The organism is Sinomonas sp. T428B (assembly GCF_056780155.1).
The window spans coordinates 1181997-1200803 of the sequence record NZ_JBRAZR010000001.1 but is presented as its reverse complement, the minus strand read 5'-3'; the positions used below and the strand labels follow the sequence as shown (position 1 = coordinate 1200803).

Here is an 18807-nt window from a genome sequence, read left to right as displayed (position 1 = left end):
GCTCCTATGTCAATGGGCGGCCCGTTCCTCGGGCTGTGAGTGTGCCCGTGTCCTTGCCGTGGTCAAGGCCGGGGCCTTCCGGGTGGCCTGCGGCCAGCCTTGACCTCGGCTGCGGCCATCGGGCGGGCAGCCTGGATCGGGGACGGGCCTTGTAGTGGTGGTCAGGCGGCGGCTGGGAGGGAGCTGCTGTTTTCGTGGGTATGGGCGTCGGCGAGCAGGGCCCGGTAGACGGTGTTGCTGATCCGGCGTTTGAGGCAGCGCAGGGCTTCGCGCCTGCTCTTGCCGGAGCTGAGCTGGCGCTTGTAGTAGTCCTGTCCGGGGCCGGGCAGGCGGGCTTGGGTCACGGCGATCCGGTGCAGGGCGGCGTTGGCCTTGCGGTCGCCGCCGCGGTTGAGCCTGACCCTGCCGTGGGTGGCCCCGGACCAGGCCTGGATCGGCGCGGTGCCGTTGAACATCGCGAACGCGTCCGCGGACCGGAACCGGGCCACGGGGCCGGTATCGGCGATCAGCCGGGCGGCCGACAGCGGCCCGCAGCCGCGGATCTGCAGCAGGGCGCAATCCCTGACCAGCGCGGCGATCTCCTTCCCCAACGCGGCGATCTTCGCGGTGAGGTCCTCGATCCGGGCCAGCTCGTCGCGGGCGATCCGCGCCACCACGCCGGCCTGGCCGTGGAGCCACCGGGCCAAGGCGGCGCGCACCTTGGCCCGGTCCAGGGTCCGCGGCGCGGGCTCCCGCTCGGGGTCCAGGCGCTGCAGGAGCTCGCGCAGCCGGTTCTCGTCCCGGGTGCGTTCGCCGACCACCGCGTCGCGGTAGTCGACCAGCAGCTTCAGCTCCTCGGCGGCGGCATCGTGCGCTGGGCCGGGCAGGCCGGGCTCGCGCAGGACCGCCCTGGCGATGGCGAGGGCGTCGATCGGGTCCGACTTCCCCCGGGTCCGGGCCGAGGCGCGGGTGCGTGCGGTCAGCTTCGCCGGGACCCGCACCACGTGCTCCCCCGCGGCCAGCTCGGCCTCGAGTCGCGCGGAGACGGTCCGGCAATCCTCGATCCCCCAGATCCGCTCGCCGTCGCCCAGTCCGATGGCCCAGGCCAGTGCTTGGCGGTGTCCGGCAGCGGTTGCCGGGACGGTGATCTCGTCCAGGCGCCGGCCGTTGCCGTCGACCGCGACCAACGTGTGGGTCTTCTTATGGACGTCAATGCCCAGGACCACGACCATGGTCAGTGACCCTCCCTTTCAATCCGCAACTTGCAGGGGCTCGGGTCGGGACCGGTCGGCGGGCACACCTTGGTGGGGAAGCGCACTCCACGCTCCTATCAAGCCATTGCCGACCGGAACCCTTCCCTCCGGGGGCGCCGGCAGAACCCGCACAAGCCGCCCACCGCGGCAGTCACTTCAAGAGCCAGACGCCCTCGGACGGAAGGATCCAACCACCGGGAACGCCCCGGCACCAGAGAGCATCACACCAAGGTCACCTCGGCGAGTACGACGGCGGCCGCGGCCCTCTCACGAGGCCGCGGCCGCCGTCGTGCTCCCCTTAGGCTGGGACCATGCCGATTCCCGACTTCATCCTGGCCCTGCGCGACAAGATTGGCGGCCATCCCCTGTGGCTCCCCGGGGTCAAGGCAGTCGTGACGGACGACGGCGGGCGCCTGCTCCTCGTGCGCCGGGCCGACAACGGACGGTGGACTGTCCCGGCCGGCATCGTCGAGCCCGGCGAGGAGCCGGCCGCCACGGCGGTGCGCGAGGTGCTCGAGGAGACGGGCGTCGCCGTCGAGGTCACGCATGTGGCAGGGGTGGGGACGACCGCACCCGTCGTGTACCCGAACGGTGACCATGCGCAGTACCTCGACGTCGTCATGGGGTGCCGGTACCTCTCGGGCGAGGCGCGGGTCGCCGACGACGAGAATCTCGAGGTCGGCTGGTTCTCGCCGGACGAGCTTCCGGACCTTCCGCCGCTGCATCGCCGCGCCATCGAGTGGACGCTGGATCCGACGAGGCGCACGCATTTCGTGGAGCCCCTCAACTGACCCCGCATCGCTGAAAGGTGACCCCGCATCCTTGAGAGGTGACCCCGCATCCTTGAGAGGTGACCCCGCATCCTTGAGAGGTGACCCCGCATCCTTGAGAGGTGACCCCGGATCCCTAGGGGGCAGGGGCAGGACGGCGTTCAGGCCGGGAGCAGGAGCGCGAGGGCGGCCCCCGCGAGCATGAACGGGCCGAAGGGGATCGCTGACTTCGCGGTGCCCCGCCGGGCCACGATGATCCCGATCCCGTAGAGCCCGCCGAGGATGAACGCCGCCGCCGTGCCCCAGAACAAGTGGTTCCAGCTCAGGAAGCCGAGGTAGAGCCCGAGGACGCCCGCGAGCTTGACGTCCCCGAAGCCCATCCCGGCCGGGTACACGACCCGCAGGACGAAGTACACGACCCACAGAAGGGCCCCGCCGCCGGCGACCCGCAGGAGTCCGCCGAGCTCGAACGCCCCCGAGCCGAGGGCCGCGGCGAGCGCGAGCGGGATGCCGGTCCAGTAGCTCGGCAGGACGATCCGGTTGGGCAGCAGATGGCTGCGGATGTCGATCACGGCCAGGCGCGCGGCCATCCACGCGAAATAGCACAGGCAGGCGACGACGAGCCAGAACGCGAGCGGGCTCTCGGCCCAGAGCTCAGGCAGACGGTGGGTCACACTCGGACCCTACCTGACCCTCCGCCGGTCGCGGCACCCCGCCACGGCGTGCGCTAGCGTGGCGGGATGCTCACGCTCGATGACGTCTGGCCGCTCTTCCGGCTCCGCCTCGTCACGCCGCGGCTCACCCTGCGGCCGCTGCGCGACGACGACCTCCCGGCCCTGGCAGAGGCCGCAGCCTCCGGGATCCACGACCCAGCACGCACGCCCTTCGCGGCGCCCTGGACGGACGCGCCGGCCGGGGAGCTCGCCGCGAACACGGCGCGCTGGGTGTGGGGGCGCCGATCGGAGCTGTCCGCCGAGGCGTGGACCGTCCAGTTCGGCGTCTTCGCGCACGACGGCGCGCTGCTCGGCGCGCAGGATGTCGGCGCCTCCCGCTTCGCGGACCGCCGGACGGTCGACACCGGATCGTGGCTCCGCCGCGAGGAACAGGGCAATGGCTACGGCGCGGAGATGCGCGCGGCCGTCCTGATGTGGGCGTTCGACTGGCTCGGGGCGGAGATCGCCGAGACCGCGGCCTTCGACTGGAACGCGGCCTCGCTGGGAGTGAGCCGGAAGCTCGGGTACGAGCCCAACGGCGAGGCCCGGCACGTGACCCGGCCCGGCGTCGTCGAACGCGAGCTCAGGCTCCGCCTGCTCGCGCAGGAATTCCGCCGCCCACAGTGGGAGCTCGAGGTCGGCGGCGGCCAAGAGGCCGCCGCCTTCCTCGGCATCGCGGACAGCCGTCGACAGGGGTTCTAGATCTCGGCGCCCTCGAGGAGCTCCGTCACGAGCGCCGCGATCGGCGAGCGCTCGGAGCGGGTCAGGGTCACGTGCCCGAAGAGCGGGTGGCCTTTGAGGGTCTCGACCACGGCCGCGATGCCGTCATGCCGGCCCACGCGGAGGTTATCCCGCTGGGCGACATCGTGGGTCAGGACGATCTTCGAGTTCTGGCCCATCCGGCTCATGACGGTCAGGAGCACGTTCTTCTCGAGCGACTGGGCCTCGTCCACGATCACGAACGAGTCGTGCAGCGACCGGCCGCGGATGTGCGTCAGGGGCAGCACCTCGAGCATCCCGCGGTCCATGACCTCGTCGATGACGTCCGAGCTCACGAGCGCCCCGAGCGTGTCGAAGACGGCCTGCGCCCACGGGTTCATCTTCTCCGTCTCGGAACCGGGCAGGTAGCCGAGCTCCTGGCCCCCGACCGCGTAGAGCGGCCGGAAGACGACGACCTTCTTGTGCTCGCGGCGCTCCATGACCGCCTCGAGGCCCGCGCACAGCGCCAGCGCCGACTTGCCGGTGCCGGCCTTGCCGCCGAGCGAGACGATCCCCACCCCCGGGTCCATGAGCAGATCGATCGCGAGCCGCTGCTCCGCGGAGCGGCCGTGCAGCCCGAACACGTCCCGGTCCCCCTTGACGAGCCGGACCTGCTTGTCGGCCCCGACCCGGCCGAGGGCCGACCCCCGCGGGGACAGGATCACGAGGCCCGTGTTGACGGGCATCTCGGCGGCCGCGGGGATGAAGACGGGCTCGTGCCCGTAGAGCGCGGAGACCTCCGCCTCGCCCGCGTCCACCTCGGCCACCCCCGTCCAGCCCGAGTCCTTGACGAGCTCGTTGCGGTACTCGTCGGCGTCGAGCCCCATCGCCGAGGCCTTGACGCGCAGGGGCAGGTCCTTCGACACGAGCGTGACCGTGCGGCCCTCGTTGGCGAGGTTCTGCGCGACGGCGAGGATCCGCGCGTCGTTGTCGCCGCTGCGGAACCCGGCGGGCAGGACGTCGGCCGAGATGTGGTTGAGCTCGACGACGAGCGTCCCGCCGTCGGCGCCGAGCGGCACCGGCCGGTTGAGGCTCCCGTGCTGCACGCGCAGCTCGTCGAGCAGCCGCAGCGCCTTGCGGGCGAAGTAGCCCAGCTCGGGATCGTGCCGCTTGCCCTCGAGCTCGGTGATCACGACGACGGGGATCACCACCTCGTGCTCGGCGAAGCGCAGGAGCGCACGGGGATCGGACAGCAGGACGGACGTGTCCAGGACGTAGCTCATGCGGACGCCGCTGCCGTGCGTGCTGCGCGGCGTGTGCTGGGCTGAGACGGAATGACCGGCCTCCGCTGCGGTCCGCGCGGTGCCGGTCATGGGGCTCTCGGTCGTGGTGGCCGTGTGGCCTGAGGCGCCCCCTCGCGCCTGCGGCGCCGTTCCTCCAGCCAGTACTTCTGTGCTCGTCACATCGACTCCAGCCCCCGGGCCAGGCCCGGTCAGTTCTCCTCGAGGACCGGATCGGCCGCGAGGCCGGTGCCGGCCTCCCGGAACTGCTGCGCAGTGTCCATGTACGGCCTCCCCGTCGGTGGGCGGGTGCCCTCCGATGCGGACACACTACGCCCGCGGCCGTAACGGGCGTGTGAACTGGGAGGGAGTGTCAGGTGAACCACACGATTGTGACTTCAGGTCCCGAAGCGGCGCTGGCGGCCCGCGTAGTCGCGAAGGGCCCGGAGGAAGTCGACCTTGCGGAAGGCGGGCCAGAGGGCCTCACAGAAGTAGAACTCGCTGTAGGCGCTCTGCCACATGAGGAAGCCCGAGAGCCGCTGCTCCCCCGAGGTGCGGATCACGAGGTCGGGGTCGGGCTGGCCCGCGGTGTAGAGATAGCGGGAGATGTCCTCGACGTCGAGCCGCGTCGCGAGGGCCTCGATGTCCTCGCCGCTGGCGACGGCATCGCGCAGGAGCAGCCGCACGGCGTCGACGATCTCGCGCCGCCCACCGTAGCCAACGGCGACGTTGACGTGCAGCGGCTCCGAGGGGCTGGGCTTCGCGGTCAGCCGGTCGAGCCGCTCGGCGAGGTGGTCCGGGAGCAGCTCGGGCGCGCCCATCGCGTGCACCGAGACCGTCGGGTCCTCGTCGAGCCGGTCGAGCGTCTCGGCGATGATCGCCGTGAGCTCGGAGAGCTCCTCGCTCGAGCGGCTCATGTTGTCGGTAGAGAGCATGTACAGGGTCACGACCCGCACTCCGAGCTCGCGGCACCAGCCGAGGAACTCGTGGATCTTGTCAGCGCCGGCGCGGTGCCCCTGGCTCGTGGGCGCGTTGAACTGGCGGGCCCAGCGGCGGTTGCCGTCGACCATGACGCCGATGTGCCCGGGGATGCTGTCCCGGCTGAGCGAGCGCTGGAGCCTCCGCTCGTAGTAGCCGTAGAGGAATCCGGGCAGTTCCAATGCCCCTCCCGCCCGTAGGAATCCGCGCCCTGGCCGGGCGTGCCGCTGTCGCTCATAAGGCTACCGCAGCACCCGGCTCCCCTCCCGCCGCTTGTTACCAGTTGGTAGGGGTAGACTCGATGGATGCAGCCCCCACTCCCGAGTCGAGCCGAGCTCCTGGCGGTCAAACCCTCGTGGCGGGGCTGGATCCACGCCGTGATGGCTCCCATCGCCCTCATGGCCGGCGCCACGCTCGTCGCCCTCGCGCCCATGGAGCGCAAGGCCGCCTGCGCCGTCTACGCCGCGACCGGCCTGCTGCTCTTCACCGTGAGCGCCCTGTACCACCGCGGCACGTGGACCCCGGGGGTCAGGGCGGCGCTCAAGCGTCTCGACCACGCCAACATCATGCTCGTGATCGCAGGGACGTACACCCCGCTCACGTCGGTGCTCCTCCCCGGCCCCGCGGGCACCGCCCTCCTGACGGCGGTCTGGGCCGGCGCGCTCGTCGGGGTCGCGTTCCGCGTCCTCTGGCACGGTGCGCCGCGCTGGCTCTACGTCCCCGCCTACGTCGTCCTGGGCTGCGCGGCGCTGCTGTTCCTGCCGCAGTTCTTCACCGCGAGCGTCCCCGCGGCCGTCCTCATCTGCGCCGGGGGCGCGTTCTACATCGCGGGCGCGGTCTCCTACGGCATCCGCCGCCCGAACCCCAGCTACCACCACTTCGGCTTCCACGAGGTCTTCCACGCATTCACGGTGGCCGGCTTCGGGACCCACTTCGTCGCGATCGCCCTCGCCGTGCTCGGCACGCCCGCCGGGTAGCCGGAGGCTCCCCCGGCCTAGGCCCGGGCCAGCTGCTCCGCGAGCTCCTCGGGCGTCGCGACGGGGAGCCGGCAGGCGAACCCGCGGCACACGTAGGCGAGCGGCCCGCCGTCGGGCGCTGCGGGGCGGTGCTCGAGCAGGGGCACGACGGCGCGCGGCCCGCCGTCCGCGGCGTCCGGCGCCTCCCCGGCACTGCCGAGGGCGACGACGAGCCCGGGGCTCGGGGACAGGAGCGCCGCACGGTGGAGCCGGCGCGTGTCGTCCGCACGCGGGCCCTCGAGCGGGCCGACGACGGCGGCCTCGAGCGGCCCGGCCACCGCGGCCTCCGCGACCGCGAGGAACCAGCCGGCCACGCGCGGGGACTGCCGGACGAGCCCGGGCAGGGCCGCGAGGAGCGCCCGCGCCACTGCGCGGTCCTCCACCGAGCCCGTGTAGGCCGCGTGGGCCAGGAGCGCGCCCGCCAGCAGGGACGTCCCGCCCGGGGCCTCGTTGTCCATCGCGTCGAGCATCCGGGCACCGCCGAGCGCGGCCCCGCTGCCGGCGGATGCCTCCCCCACCGCGACGTCGGAGAGCAGGCCGTCCGCGACGAATCGGGCCTGGGCCGCGGCGAGGAGCTCCCCCGCCCACGAGAACCAGCGCTCCTCGCCCGTCGCCGCGTACAGCGCGAGGGCTCCCTCGGCGCACCCGGCGTAGTCGGCGAGCAGGCCCTCGACCCCAGAGGGCGCGGCGTCGTGCGTGACCCGGGTGAGGCGGGTGCCGTCCCAGTGGGCGTCGGCGAGCAGGAGCGCCGCGCGGCGGGCCTCGTCCAGCAGGTCCGGGCGTTCGAGGATGACGGCGGTGTCGGCGAGCGCCGCGACAGCGAGGCCGTTCCAGCCGGCCACGGCCTTGTCGTCGCGCGACGGCGCGGGGCGTCGGGTCCGGGCGGCCAGCAGGGCGGCCCGGTGCCGCTCGAGGAGCTCCCGCTCCTCGGCGCCGAGCTCCCGGCCCGCGTGCAGCGGCCTGCCGTAGCGCTCCTCGCCATGGGCTGCGAGGTGCGGGGCCGCGTGCGGCCGGCCGGGCACCTCGGCGACGCCGAAGATCCGGGCCAGCCGCGCGCCGTCGTCCGCCCCGGCGGCCTCGGCGAGCTCGGCCTCGGTCCAGACGTAGTAGCCGCCCTCGATGTGCTCCCCGTCCCGCTCGGAATCCGCGTCGAGGGAGGACGCGAAGCCGCCGCCCGGCAGCCCGAGCTCGCGCACGAGCCAGTCCGCGGTGAGCGCGGCAGCGCCGCGCGCCTCGGCCTCGGGGAACTCCTCGGACCCGCCGAGCCGCGCCCAGTGCGCGAGCGAGCGCAGGAGCTGGGCGTTGTCGTAGAGCATCTTCTCGTAGTGCGGGAGCGACCAGTCCGCCGTGACGGAGTACCGCGCGAAGCCGCCGCCGAGCACGTCGAAGAGCGCCGAGCGGCACATGGCGGCGAGGGTGCGCCCGGCCAGGGCGCGGGCCGCCGCGGCGGTCGGGGAGCCGCCGGCGGCGTGCCGGAGGAGGAATTCGAGCACGGGCGACGGCGGGAACTTCGGCGCGCCGCCGAACCCGCCGTGCGTGCCGTCCTCCGCCCGGCCCAGGCCCACGACGGCGGCGGTCGCGAGCGCCGCGAGCTCGGCGTCGTCCGGGCCGCCGCCGGGCTCGTCGAGGCGCAGCAGCTGGGCGGAGAAGAGCCCGCCGAGGCCCGCGGCGAGGTCCGCGGCCTGGCGTTCGACGGCGTCGCGCCGCTCCCGCCACGCCTCGCCGACCGCCTCGAGCACCTGCCGGAAGCTCGGCCGGCTCGGGTGCGGCCGGGGCGGGAAGTAGGTGCCGGCGTAGAACGCGCGCCCGTCGGGGAGCGTGAAGATGCTCAGGGGCCAGCCGCCCTCCCCCGTCATGGCCTGGCACGCGGCCATGTAGGCGGTGTCGACGTCGGGGCGCTCCTCGCGGTCGACCTTGACGCTCACGAAGCCGGCGTTGAGCAGCTCGGCCGTCGCGGGGTCCTCGAAGGACTCGTGGGCCATGACGTGGCACCAGTGGCAGGCGGCGTAGCCGATCGAGACGAAGACCGGCACGTCGCGCCGGGCGGCCTCGGCGAACGCCTCGTCGCCGAAGGGCTGCCAGTGCACGGGGTTGTCCGCGTGCTGGCGCAGGTAGGCGGACGCGGCCCCGGCGAGGCGGTTGCCGCCGCTAGGCGCCGGCGCCATCCCTGCGCTCCTCGGGACCCTGGGACCCCTCAGTCCCCTCCGACTCGCCGGCGGCGGCCGCGCGCTGCTCCTCGACCTGGGCCCGGTACCGCACGCGGCGGAGGCGGCGCACCATGTCGACGATGAGGACGATGGTCAGGACGACGACGAAGGCGGTGAGCAGGAACCCCCACGTCCCGGGGCTGATCTGGTCCTCCGTCAGGCCCGGCCGCAGCGTCCCGTCCGGGCTGGGGGTGGACGTGAGGGCGATGAGGAGGTTCTGCACCGGTCTATCCTAGCCCTGCGCTAGCGTAGCCCTGCGAACAGGTCCGTCTCGGTCTCGCCCTCGGCCGGGGAGCCCACCGAGGAGGACACGAGCGAGTAGTCCTCCCAGGGCCATTCCCGCTGCCGCAGCTCGAGGGAGACGGCGAAGAACCAGCCGTCCGGGTCGATCTGCGTCCCGTGCGCCAGGAGGGCCCGGTCCCGGACGTCGAAGTACTCGGCGCACTCGACCTGGGTCGTGACCGGGTGGCGCGAGCGCCACGGCCGGTGCCCCTCGGCGTCGTTCTCCGCCTCGCGCGCGATCCAGTCGGCGTACGGGGACTCGAGGCCGGCCGCGGCGAGCGCGTCATGGATCCTGCGCACCCTCTCCGGGTTGAAGGGCACGTCGTAGTACAGCTTGGCGGGCTCCCACGGCTCGCCCGTGCCGGGGTAGGCGTCCGGCTTCGCGGCGGCGTGGAAGGCCTCGACGGCGACGCGGTGCGCCATGATGTGGTCGGGATGCGGGTAGCCGCCGTTCTCGTCGTACGCGACGACGACGTGCGGCCGGAACTCGCGCACGAGCCGCACGAGCGGCGCGGCGGCCTGCTCGAGCGGGAGCGTCGCGAAGGAGCCCCACGGCAGCGGCGGGAGCGGGTCGCCCTCGGGCAGGCCCGAGTCGGTGAAGCCGAGCCAGCGGTGCTGGACGCCGAGGATGCGCTGCGCCTCGGCCATCTCGAGGCGCCGGGCCCCGGCCATGTCCCGCTTGGGGTGTGGCGCGTCGACGAGGTGGGGGTTCTGGATGTCCCCCCGGGAGCCGTCGGTGCAGGAGACCACCATGACCTCGTGGCCTTCGGCAAGGTACTTCGCCATCATGGGCGCGCCCTTGCTGGATTCGTCGTCGGGATGGGCGTGGACGGCCAGGAGCCGCAGGGGTCCGTGGTTCTCTCGCACGCCTCCTAGAATAGACGGGTGACCCAGAACCCCGCGCTCGCCGCCCGCTACGGAGCCCCGCGGCGGATGCTGACGCGGAGGACGGCGCGGATCCTCATCGCCCTGGGCCTGCTCGCGGGCATCGCGGTGGCCGTGTGGCTCGCCGCCGGCACGAGCGCTCCGGGCGTGTCGTTCAAGGACGTCGGCTTCCGGACCGAGGGCGCCGGGCGCGCGGAGATCGACTTTGAGGTCTCGAAGGACGCCTCGGCGACCGCCGTGTGCGCGGTCAAGGCCCTCTCCGAGACCTATGCGGTCGTGGGCTGGAAGGAAGTCCGGATCGGCCCCGAGCCCGAGCGCAGCGGCGTGGTCACGTCCTCCCTGACCGTCCCCCTGCGCACCGAGAGCGCCGCGGTCGCCGCCGTCGTGGACTCCTGCTGGACGACATCGGGCTGAACGCCGTAAGGCAGGGCACAGTCAGGCTGAACCCGGATTCGGCGGAGGGCGAACGGGACACGCCAAGCGCCCGGCTTGGGTTCGGACTGGGCGGTCACTAGAATGTACGAATACCCATTGCCCCGCCGGTGGCCAGAAGCGCTCCCGAGGCATCCGCCTCTGGGGGGTGCGCGCAGGCCGTTGGCGGGGTCTTTGCATGGAGACGCGACGAGGAGACGACATGTCCACCACTACCCACGGCGGCCCTTGGCTGACGCAGGAGGCGTACGACCGCCTCAAGGCGGAGCTGGACCACCTTTCGGGCGCCGGCCGCCATGAGATCGTCGAGAAGATCGAGGCCGCCCGTCAGGAGGGCGACCTGAAGGAGAACGGCGGCTACCACGCCGCCAAGGAGGAGCAGGGCAAGATCGAGGCCCGCATCCGCCAGCTGAGCGACCTCCTGCGCAACGCCCACGTGGGCGAGAAGCCTGCGGACGACGGCGTCGTGGAGCCCGGGATGCTGGTCGTGGCGAAGATCGCCGGCGACGAGGAGAAGTTCCTGCTCGGCTCGCGCGAGATCGCCGACGGCTCGGACATCGACGTGTTCAGCGAGAAGTCCCCGCTCGGCGCCGCGATCGTGGGCCACAAGCAGGGCGACAAGCTCTCGTACACCGCGCCCAACGGGCGCGAGATCCCCGTCGAGATCATCTCGGCGACGCCGTACAACGGCTGACCCCTACGCGACCCGCGCCGGCAGCCGCCGCGCGCACGACGGCGCCGTTCCCCGCCCGGGGTGCGGCGCCGTCGTCGTGTGCGGGGTGCCCCGGTAGCTCGGCCCGGTGCGCGTCAGGCGGCGGCGCGCTCGCGGGGGCGCAGCACGAGCGCCGCGACGACCCCGCCCGCGAGGCCGAAGAAGTGGGCCTGCCACGAGATCCCCCGGCCCACGCTGGGCAGGACGCCGAGCAGCACGCCGCCGTAGGCGATGAACAGGGCGACGGCGAGCAGGATCTGCCCCCAGCTGCGGTTGAAGAACCCGCGCACGAGGAGGAAGCCGAAGAGGCCGAAGATCACCCCCGAGGCGCCTACCGTGACGGAGGGGAAGCCGAAGAGGCTCCCGCCGAAGAGCCACACGCCCACCCCCGAGGCGAGCCAGGACAGGGCCACGGCGGTGAGGAACTGGCGCAGCCCGGCGAGGAACGCGAGGAAGCCGAAGACCACGAGAGGCAGCGTGTTGGCCGCGAGGTGGTTCCAGTTCGTCGGGTCGTGCACGAGCGGGGACGTGAGGATGTCCGGCAGGCTCCCGACGTCCCGGGGCCGGATCCCGAAGGTCCTGCTCAGGAACCCGAGCGTGGCCATGTTCACGATCTGGATCGCGTACAGCACGGCCGTGACCAGCGCCATCGTGAGGAGCCCCACGCGGGCCCTGCCTGCCAGTCCTCCCCCCATGCCCCCTCCTTCGACCGGGCCGTCAGACGTGGATGACGATCGGCTGGAAGCCCTCCGCCCGCAGGGCCCGCAGGACCTGCTCGCAGTGCTCGTGCCCCTTCGTCTCCATGTCGATGGTGATGGCCACGTCCCCCATGCTGATGGAGCCGCCGACGCGCGTGTGGTCGACGCCGGTGACGTTCGCGTCGTTCTCCGCGATGATGCGCGAGATCGTCGCGAGCGAGCCGGGACGGTCGTCGAGCATCATGCGGACGGTGAAGAAGCGGCCCGCGGCCGAGAGGCCGCGCTGGATGACCTTGAGCATGAGCATCGGGTCGATGTTGCCGCCGGAGAGGATCACGGCGGTCTTCTTCGCGTCGATGCCGAGCTCGGCGAGCTTGCCGTCCATGAGCGCGGCCACGCCGACGGCGCCCGCGGGCTCGACCACGAGCTTGGCACGCTCGAGGAGGAAGATGAGGGCGCGGGCGAGCGAGTCCTCGCTCACGGTCACGACGTCGTCGACGAGCTCGCGGATGATGCTGAACGGGATCTGGCCCGGAAGGCCGACGGCGATGCCGTCCGCCATCGTCGCGACCCTCTGCAGCGGCACGAGCGCGTCGGCGGCCAGCGACGGCGGGTAGGCGGCGGCGTTCTCCGCCTGGACGCCGATGACGCGGATCTCGCGGCCGAGCTCCCGTGCGCGGGCCTTGACCGCGACGGCGACTCCGGCCAGGAGCCCGCCCCCGCCCACGCCCATGAGGATCGTGTCGACGTCGGGCACCTGCTCGAGGATCTCGAGGCCCAGGGTTCCCTGCCCGGCGACGACGTCAGCGTTGTCGAAGGGGTGGACGAAGACCGCGCCCGTCTCCTCCGCGTACTTCTTGGCCTCCGCGAGCGCCTCGTCGACGTTGTGCCCGTGCAGGATGACCTCGGCCCCGTGGCTGCGCGTCGCCTGGAGCTTGGGCAGGGCGACGCCCACGGGCATGTAGATGCGCGCGCGGATGCCGAGGCGCTTCGCGGCGACCGCGACGCCCTGGGCGTGGTTGCCCGCCGAGGCGGCGACGACGCCGCGGGACCGCTCGGCTTCGCTGAGCCGGGCCATGCGCACGTAGGCTCCCCGGACCTTGAAGGAGCCGGCCCGCTGGAGGTTCTCGCACTTGAAGTACACCTCGCCGCCGACCATCTGCCCGAGGGCCCTCGACGTCTCGATCGGCGTCTTGGCAATAATGCCCTCGAGCAGCTCCTGCGCGGCCAGGACATCGTCCAGCGTCACAGCGAGTGTCTTGAGGGCTTCCATGCTCATGGCTCCTAGGGTTCCTGGGTGGACACGGGGCCCGGCCGGACGTCGGGGACGTCCGGGGGCACCACTTCAGTGTCCCATGCCCGGGAGGCCACGTAGCGCACGGCCGCGTTGAGGACGGCGAGGGTGGGCACGGCGAACAGCGCCCCGGGGATCCCCGCGAGGTAGGAACCCGCGGCGACCGCCAAGATCACGGCCACGGGGTGCAGGGCCACCGCGCGGCCCATGATGAGCGGCTGGAGCACGTGGCTCTCGACCTGCTGGACCACGAGGACGATGATCAGCATGATGAGGGCGTTCACGAGGCCGTTGGCGACAAGCGCCAGCAGGACGGCGACCACACCGCTCACGAGCGCACCGACGACCGGGATGAAGGACGCGATGAAGACGAGGATGCTGAGCGGAAGGGCGAGCGGCACGCCGAGGATCGCGGCGCCCACGCCGATGCCGACGGCATCGACCGCCGCGACGAGGACCTGGACGCGCACGTAGTTCACGAGCGAGGCCCACCCGCTGCGGCCCGCGCCGTCGGCCGGGATCCGGGCCTGCCGGGGCAGGAGCCGGACGAGGAACGTCCAGATGCGCTCGCCCTCGAGCAGGAAGAAGATGAGCACGAAGAGCGCGATGAGCGCCCCCGTGACGATATGCCCGGCCGAGCTGCCCACGCTCAGGACGCCGCTGACGAACGTGCCCTGGTTCGTGGAGAAGAAGTTCTGCGCGTCCCGGATGTAGGCGTCCAGATCGCCCTCCGAGACGTGCAGCGGGCCCTCGGCGAGCCAGCGCTGGATCTCGCCGAGGCCCACGAGCGCCTGGTCCCACAGCTCGCGGAAGCCGGCGGTGAGCTGGCGGCCGACGAGCGTCAGGAGGCCGGCAACGAGCGCGATGAAGCCGATCTCCGTGATCGCGACGGCCGCCCCGCGGGGGATCCCGATCCGCCGCAGCCAGGCCACGGCGGGCAGGAGCAGGCCTGCGAGGAGGGCGGCGACGAGGACCGGGATGACGAGGAAGCTCAGGTGAGCGAGGGCCCACACGACGGCGGCGCCGAGGAGGATGACGATGCCGAGGCGCCACGACCACGCCGCGGCGATCCGCAGGGCGAAGGGCAGGTCGGAGTCGGTCACGGGCCGGGAGGAGCGGCGTCGGCGTGCGGCCTCGGCGGCCGCGTGGCGGATATGGGCTGCGTCGACGGGGTCTGGGCTGATGTGCTCCATGGCCCCATCCTGTCAGAGGTGCGAGCCGATCCCCCAGAGGATCGAGGCCTCCCCGCCGGGCGCCAGCCAGCGCAGCCCCTCGCCGCTGTTGAAGGCGTTGGCCGGCGCCGTCATGGGCTCGAGGGCGACCGCCTTGGGCCGGCCAGGGTAGCGGTCGCTCACGTAGACGTGCACGTAGGGGCACGCCTGGTCCTGCCACAGCCACACGGAACGGCCGTCGGGGGCCTCGAGCAGGCTGCGCGTCCGGCCGCCCTCGAAGGCAAGCCCCGTGTAGGCGGCATCGATGCCCAGCCCGCCGACCACCCGGCCGCCGCGAAGGTCGGCATCCCCGGAGACCGGCTCGGACGAACGCGGGATGAGCCGGGAGTCGGCGACGAGGCGGGTCGTGGCGGGCACGCGGAGGGTGAGCTCCTCGGTCGGGACGTCCCCGAGCCGCAGGTAGGGGTGGGCGCCGAGGCCGAAGGGCGCCTCACGCGCCGAGTCGTTGGCGAGGGTCTGGCGCACGCTCAGCCCGCCGTCGCCGTCGAGCGTGTACTCGACGCGGTGCCGGACGAGGAAGGGGTACCCGTGCTGCGGGAAGACCACGGCCTCGAGGGCGACCGAGCCCTCGGTGCGCTCCACGGCCTCGTAGCCGGTGTTGCGCAGGAGGCCGTGGCTCGCGTGGCCGCGCGACGGCTCGGTGATGTCGAGCTGCTGCACGGCACCGTCCAGCGTCCAGCGGCCGTCCTCGATCCGGTTGGCCCAGGGCGCGAGCGTGATGCCGGCGGCGCCGGGCGGAAGGTCGGCGTCGCCGAAGGTCTCGACGAGGGCGACGCCGTCGCGCTCGTAGGAGCGCAGCGTCGCCGCGAGTTCGGTGACGACGGCGACGGCGCCGCCGCGGCGGAGCTCGTACTGGCGGCCGGTCGCAGCCGGGCGGGCGCTGCGGGCGGCCCGGGCAGGGGCGGCCGTCGGCTCAGACGCACCGAGGGCGGAGGCCCCGGGCCCGGCCGGGAGGGAGGAGGCAGTCATGGGCCCCACCGTAGCCGTCCGCACGGGCCCGCGACAGTCACGCAGATCCGCCCCCAGCCCCTTCCCCTCGGGAGCCAGCGATGTTATCTTTTGTTAGAAAGATGTTGATTATGTGAACTGCTCTGGCCGCATAGCCCAGGGCACTGCTCGGGAGGACAAGCCATGCTGGCAGCGGAGCGGCACGCGAGGATCGTGGCCGAGCTCGAGCAGCGCGAGGCGGTGCGCGTGGCGGAGCTCGCGGCCGTGCTCGGCGTCTCCGAGATGACCATCCGGCGCGACATCGAGCACCTCGAGCAGCAGGGGCTCGCGCGGCGCGTCCACGGCGGGGCGGCCCGGCCCACCGACGTGGGCTTCGCGGAGCCCGGCTTCGCCGCCAAGAGCGAGCAGCGCCCCGACGCGAAGAGCGCGATCGCCGATCGCGCCCTCGAGCTCGTGCGGCCGGGCGCGACGATCTTCGTCACGGCCGGCACGACGACCTACGCGTTCGCGCACCTCCTCGCCGCCGTCCCGGACCTCACCGTCGCGACGAACTCGATCAAGGTTGCGGAGGCGCTCGGCGACCCGGGCCACGGCGTCCGCACGATCCTCACCGGCGGCGAGCGCACGCCGTCGGAGGCCCTCGTCGGCCCGCTCGCGACGGCGACCCTTGCCCAGCTGCACGTCGAGACGTGCTTCATGGGCGTCCATGGCCTGCACCCCCGCGCCGGGCTCACGACCCCCAACATGCTCGAGGCCGAGGTCAACCGCGCCGCCGCCGAGGCCGCGGCCCGGCTCGTCGTCCTGGCGGACCACAGCAAGTACGGGCTCGTGAGCCTCTCGCACATCCTCCCGCTCGACGCGATCGACATCCTCATCACGGACGACGGCCTCTCGGCGGCGGCGCTCGACGAGCTCAAGCAGAGCGTGCCCGAGCTCATCGTCGCCGCCGTGCCCTGACCCGATCTCCCCCATCAGCCCAGCCCACCCTGAGGACCCCCCATGAGCACCCACTCCCCCCACGTGACGAGCGCCAGGCTCGCCGACGGCCGCGAGCTCATCTACTTCGACGACCCCGGCACCGGGCCGCGGACCCCCGTCCCCGACGCGCGGCCCCTGCCCGGGCGGTCAGAGCCCGGCCACGTGCGGTACGACGAGCTCAGCGGCGACTGGGTCGCCGTCGCCGCGCACCGCCAGAGCCGCACGCACCTACCGCCCGCCGACGCGTGCCCGCTGTGCCCCACCACGCCCGCGAACGCCTCCGAGGTCCCGGACCCGGACTACGACGTCGTCGTGTTCGAGAACCGCTTCCCGTCCCTCGGCCCAGACGCCGCCGAGCTGCCCGCGGCCCTTCCCTGGGGCCAGACGGCGCCCGCCGTCGGCCGCTGCGAGGTCGTGTCCTTCACGTCCTCGCACACGGGCTCCTTCGGCGAGCTGCCCTACGAGCGGGCGCGCACCGTCGTCGAGGCCTGGGCGCACCGCACCGCGGCGCTGAGCGCGCTGCCCGGCGTGCGCCAGGTCTTCCCCTTCGAGAACCGCGGCGCCGAGATCGGCGTGACCCTGCACCACCCGCACGGGCAGGTCTACGCCTACCCCTACGTCACGCCCCGCGCTGCCCAGCTCGGCGCCGTCGCGCGCCGCTTCTACGACGACGCCGCAGGGCGGCAGACGCTCCTCGGCAGCCTCCTCGAGCGCGAGCGGTCCGCCGGCGACCGCATGGTCCTCGAGGGCGGAGCGTTCAGCGCCTACGTCCCCTTCGCCGCGCGCTGGCCCCTCGAGGTCCACCTCGTCCCCCACCGCCAGGTCGCCGACTTCGCCGGGCTCACAAGCGCCGAGAAGGACGAGCTCGCCGAGCTGTACCTGCGCCTCCTGCGGGGCGTCGACGCCCTCTACGACACGCCCACCCCGTACATCGCCGCCTGGCACCAGGCCCCGCTCGAGGCATCGCTGCGCCCCGCGGGCAGGTTCCACCTCCAGCTGACCTCCCCGCGCCGCGCCGCGGACAAGCTCAAGTACCTCGCCGGCTCCGAGGCCGCCATGGGCGCCTTCATCAACGACACGACGCCGGAGCAGGTGGCCGAGCGGCTCCGCGCCGCGGTGGCAGCCGCCATGCACACCGCCTCCTCGGCCGAAACCGCCGCCGACCTCGCATGAAAGGCCTGCACATGAGCACGGAGAACCCCGCCCCGGGCACCGAGAAGATCCATGGCGCCTTCTCCACGGCGTTCGGCGGAGCGCCCGACGGCGTGTGGCAGGCCCCCGGGCGCGTCAACCTCATCGGCGAGCACACGGACTACAACGAGGGCTTCGTCCTGCCGTTCGCGATCGACCTGGCCGCCCGGGTCGGCGTGCGGGTGCGGCCCGACCGGACGATCCGGCTCCTGTCCACCTACGGGCGGCAGGGCGTCGTCGAGCTCGACCGGGACGCGCTCTCGCGCGAGTCCGCCAAGGGCTGGACCGTGTACCCCGCGGGCGTCGTGTGGGCCCTCGCCGAGCATGGGGTCGACGTGCCGGGATTCGATCTGGTCCTCGACTCGGGCGTCCCGCTCGGCTCGGGCCTGTCCTCCTCGCACGCGATCGAGTGCGCGGTCGCGACGGCGCTCACCGAACTGGCCAGGGCCGAGCTCGAGCCCGAGGATCTCGTGCTCCTGACCCAGCGGGCCGAGAACGAGTTCGTCGGCGCCCCGACCGGGATCATGGACCAGTCCGCGTCCCTGCGCGGCGCGGCCGGCCACGCCGTCTTCCTCGACTGCCGGGACCAGAGCGTCGAGCTCATTCCCTTCGACGCGCCCGCGGCCGGGCTGTGCGTCCTCGTCATCGACACGAAGGTCGCGCACTCGCACGCCGACGGCGGCTACGCGAGCCGCCGAACGGCGTGCGAGCTCGGCGCCGAGGTCCTCGGCGTTCCCGCCCTGCGCGACGTCTCCTCCGAGGATCTCGCCGAGGCCCGGGGGCTGCTCGACGAGGTCACGTTCCGCCGCGTGCGGCACGTCGTGACGGAGGACGAGCGGGTGCTGCGGACGGTGGAGGTCCTGCGCTCCGAGGGCCCCGCCGCGATCGGCGCGCTGCTCGACGCGAGCCACGCCTCGATGCGGGACGACTTCGAGATCTCCTGCCCCGAGCTTGACCTCGCCGTCGAGACGGCCCGCTCGGCCGGGGCTGTCGGAGCGCGCATGACCGGCGGCGGGTTCGGCGGCTCGGCCATCGCCCTCGTGCCGACGACGGCGGAGGGCCGCGTGCGCGAGGCGGTCACCGCGGCCTTCGCGGCCGCCGGCTACCGGGCGCCGGACCTCTTCACCGTCTCCCCCGCGGATGGGGCGCGGCGCGTCGGCTGAGCCGGCGCCCCGGGGCGCCGACACGCAGATGCCCCGGACCAAGCGGTCCGGGGCATCTGCGTGCTCGGGAGCCGGCGGGGCGAGGGATCCCCAACCC

The 18807-nt window shown here is 73.2% G+C and carries 19 protein-coding genes; 8 read left to right on the top strand and 11 right to left on the bottom strand.

What is annotated here, in order from left to right:
• Positions 1-161: 161 nt before the first annotated feature.
• Entirely contained in the window at positions 162-1211 is a 1050-nt protein-coding gene (locus tag ACUYMY_RS05645) for an IS110 family RNA-guided transposase (RefSeq protein ID WP_481702639.1), read from the bottom strand.
• Between the two features lie 332 nt (positions 1212-1543).
• Here ACUYMY_RS05645 and ACUYMY_RS05640 point away from each other — a divergent pair, with 332 nt between their 5' ends.
• On the top strand, positions 1544-2023 hold the full coding sequence (locus ACUYMY_RS05640; RefSeq protein ID WP_481702638.1) for an NUDIX hydrolase: 480 nt from the start codon (positions 1544-1546) through the stop codon (positions 2021-2023).
• A gap of 140 nt (positions 2024-2163) precedes the next feature.
• On the opposite strand, the gene ACUYMY_RS05635 is transcribed toward ACUYMY_RS05640, so the two are convergent.
• On the bottom strand, positions 2164-2676 hold the full coding sequence (locus tag ACUYMY_RS05635; protein WP_481702637.1) for a prepilin peptidase: 513 nt from the start codon (positions 2674-2676) through the stop codon (positions 2164-2166).
• 66 nt (positions 2677-2742) lie between these two features.
• Between ACUYMY_RS05635 and ACUYMY_RS05630 the strand changes: the two genes are divergently transcribed.
• Positions 2743-3417, top strand: coding sequence for a GNAT family N-acetyltransferase (locus ACUYMY_RS05630; protein ID WP_481702636.1), 675 nt, complete (start codon positions 2743-2745; stop codon positions 3415-3417).
• Here ACUYMY_RS05630 and ACUYMY_RS05625 read toward each other — a convergent pair.
• Positions 3414-4787 carry a PhoH family protein gene (locus ACUYMY_RS05625; protein WP_481702635.1) on the bottom strand — a complete coding sequence of 458 codons (1374 nt, stop codon included), beginning with the start codon at positions 4785-4787 and terminating at the stop codon, positions 3414-3416. The two genes, ACUYMY_RS05630 and ACUYMY_RS05625, sit on opposite strands and share 4 nt — an antisense overlap.
• Before the next feature lie 305 nt (positions 4788-5092).
• Positions 5093-5854 carry an isoprenyl transferase gene (locus tag ACUYMY_RS05620; protein ID WP_481702634.1) on the bottom strand — a complete coding sequence of 254 codons (762 nt, stop codon included), beginning with the start codon at positions 5852-5854 and terminating at the stop codon, positions 5093-5095.
• Between the two features lie 123 nt (positions 5855-5977).
• Between ACUYMY_RS05620 and trhA the strand changes: the two genes are divergently transcribed.
• Positions 5978-6649 (top strand): PAQR family membrane homeostasis protein TrhA, encoded by a 672-nt coding sequence (gene trhA / locus ACUYMY_RS05615; RefSeq protein WP_481702633.1) that lies wholly within the window; start codon positions 5978-5980, stop codon positions 6647-6649.
• A 17-nt stretch (positions 6650-6666) separates the two neighbouring features.
• On the opposite strand, the gene ACUYMY_RS05610 is transcribed toward trhA, so the two are convergent.
• Genes ACUYMY_RS05610 through mca form a run of 3 tightly spaced genes read right to left on the bottom strand, consistent with a single transcriptional unit; the run spans position 6667 to position 10044 of the window.
• Positions 6667-8853 (bottom strand): thioredoxin domain-containing protein, encoded by a 2187-nt coding sequence (locus ACUYMY_RS05610; protein WP_481702632.1) that lies wholly within the window; start codon positions 8851-8853, stop codon positions 6667-6669.
• On the bottom strand, positions 8837-9118 hold the full coding sequence (locus ACUYMY_RS05605; RefSeq protein ID WP_481702631.1) for a hypothetical protein: 282 nt from the start codon (positions 9116-9118) through the stop codon (positions 8837-8839). Before ACUYMY_RS05605 ends, ACUYMY_RS05610 begins: the two co-directional genes overlap by 17 nt.
• A 20-nt stretch (positions 9119-9138) precedes the next feature.
• Positions 9139-10044 (bottom strand): mycothiol conjugate amidase Mca, encoded by a 906-nt coding sequence (gene mca, locus ACUYMY_RS05600; protein WP_481702630.1) that lies wholly within the window; start codon positions 10042-10044, stop codon positions 9139-9141.
• 18 nt (positions 10045-10062) lie between these two features.
• Between mca and ACUYMY_RS05595 the strand changes: the two genes are divergently transcribed.
• Positions 10063-10476 carry a DUF4307 domain-containing protein gene (locus ACUYMY_RS05595; protein WP_481702629.1) on the top strand — a complete coding sequence of 138 codons (414 nt, stop codon included), beginning with the start codon at positions 10063-10065 and terminating at the stop codon, positions 10474-10476.
• 220 nt (positions 10477-10696) lie between these two features.
• Positions 10697-11188 carry a transcription elongation factor GreA gene (greA, locus tag ACUYMY_RS05590; RefSeq protein ID WP_481702628.1) on the top strand — a complete coding sequence of 164 codons (492 nt, stop codon included), beginning with the start codon at positions 10697-10699 and terminating at the stop codon, positions 11186-11188.
• 113 nt (positions 11189-11301) lie between these two features.
• Here the strand turns inward: greA and ACUYMY_RS05585 are convergent, their stop codons facing one another.
• The 4 genes from ACUYMY_RS05585 to ACUYMY_RS05570 are packed head-to-tail and all read right to left on the bottom strand — an operon-like array spanning position 11302 to position 15399.
• On the bottom strand, positions 11302-11901 hold the full coding sequence (locus tag ACUYMY_RS05585; protein WP_481702627.1) for a rhomboid family intramembrane serine protease: 600 nt from the start codon (positions 11899-11901) through the stop codon (positions 11302-11304).
• A 22-nt stretch (positions 11902-11923) separates the two neighbouring features.
• Positions 11924-13177 (bottom strand): threonine ammonia-lyase, encoded by a 1254-nt coding sequence (gene ilvA, locus ACUYMY_RS05580; RefSeq protein WP_481704969.1) that lies wholly within the window; start codon positions 13175-13177, stop codon positions 11924-11926.
• Between the two features lie 11 nt (positions 13178-13188).
• Positions 13189-14391, bottom strand: a complete 1203-nt coding sequence (locus tag ACUYMY_RS05575) for an AI-2E family transporter (RefSeq protein WP_481702626.1) — start codon at positions 14389-14391, stop codon at positions 13189-13191.
• 12 nt (positions 14392-14403) lie between these two features.
• Complete coding sequence (locus ACUYMY_RS05570; protein ID WP_481702625.1) at positions 14404-15399, bottom strand: aldose 1-epimerase family protein; 996 nt, start codon at positions 15397-15399, stop codon at positions 14404-14406.
• Positions 15400-15561: 162 nt separating this feature from the next.
• On the opposite strand from ACUYMY_RS05570, the gene ACUYMY_RS05565 reads away from it, so the two are divergent.
• From ACUYMY_RS05565 to galK, 3 genes are read left to right on the top strand one after another with little or no spacing between them, the layout of a single operon-like run.
• Positions 15562-16335 carry a DeoR/GlpR family DNA-binding transcription regulator gene (locus ACUYMY_RS05565; RefSeq protein ID WP_481702624.1) on the top strand — a complete coding sequence of 258 codons (774 nt, stop codon included), beginning with the start codon at positions 15562-15564 and terminating at the stop codon, positions 16333-16335.
• A 42-nt stretch (positions 16336-16377) separates the two neighbouring features.
• Entirely contained in the window at positions 16378-17529 is a 1152-nt protein-coding gene (gene galT, locus ACUYMY_RS05560; protein ID WP_481702623.1) for a galactose-1-phosphate uridylyltransferase, read from the top strand.
• 11 nt (positions 17530-17540) lie between these two features.
• Positions 17541-18710: a galactokinase gene (gene galK / locus ACUYMY_RS05555; protein ID WP_481702622.1), complete on the top strand. Its 1170-nt coding sequence runs from the start codon at positions 17541-17543 to the stop codon at positions 18708-18710.
• The last annotated feature ends 97 nt before the right edge of the window (positions 18711-18807 follow it).

Excerpts from the sequence above, each read along its gene's own strand:
- ACUYMY_RS05645 (WP_481702639.1), bottom strand. The coding sequence starts at position 1,211 with ATGGTCGTGGTCCTGGGCATTGACGTCCATAAGAAGACCCACACGTTG.
- ACUYMY_RS05640 (WP_481702638.1), top strand. The coding sequence starts at position 1,544 with ATGCCGATTCCCGACTTCATCCTGGCCCTGCGCGACAAGATTGGCGGC.
- ACUYMY_RS05630 (WP_481702636.1), top strand. The coding sequence starts at position 2,743 with ATGCTCACGCTCGATGACGTCTGGCCGCTCTTCCGGCTCCGCCTCGTC.
- ACUYMY_RS05625 (WP_481702635.1), bottom strand. The coding sequence starts at position 4,787 with ATGACCGGCACCGCGCGGACCGCAGCGGAGGCCGGTCATTCCGTCTCA.
- trhA (WP_481702633.1), top strand. The coding sequence starts at position 5,978 with ATGCAGCCCCCACTCCCGAGTCGAGCCGAGCTCCTGGCGGTCAAACCC.
- ACUYMY_RS05610 (WP_481702632.1), bottom strand. The coding sequence starts at position 8,853 with ATGGCGCCGGCGCCTAGCGGCGGCAACCGCCTCGCCGGGGCCGCGTCC.
- greA (WP_481702628.1), top strand. The coding sequence starts at position 10,697 with ATGTCCACCACTACCCACGGCGGCCCTTGGCTGACGCAGGAGGCGTAC.
- ACUYMY_RS05585 (WP_481702627.1), bottom strand. The coding sequence starts at position 11,901 with ATGGGGGGAGGACTGGCAGGCAGGGCCCGCGTGGGGCTCCTCACGATG.
- ilvA (WP_481704969.1), bottom strand. The coding sequence starts at position 13,177 with ATGGAAGCCCTCAAGACACTCGCTGTGACGCTGGACGATGTCCTGGCC.
- ACUYMY_RS05575 (WP_481702626.1), bottom strand. The coding sequence starts at position 14,391 with ATGGAGCACATCAGCCCAGACCCCGTCGACGCAGCCCATATCCGCCAC.
- ACUYMY_RS05570 (WP_481702625.1), bottom strand. The coding sequence starts at position 15,399 with ATGACTGCCTCCTCCCTCCCGGCCGGGCCCGGGGCCTCCGCCCTCGGT.
- ACUYMY_RS05565 (WP_481702624.1), top strand. The coding sequence starts at position 15,562 with ATGCTGGCAGCGGAGCGGCACGCGAGGATCGTGGCCGAGCTCGAGCAG.
- galT (WP_481702623.1), top strand. The coding sequence starts at position 16,378 with ATGAGCACCCACTCCCCCCACGTGACGAGCGCCAGGCTCGCCGACGGC.
- galK (WP_481702622.1), top strand. The coding sequence starts at position 17,541 with ATGAGCACGGAGAACCCCGCCCCGGGCACCGAGAAGATCCATGGCGCC.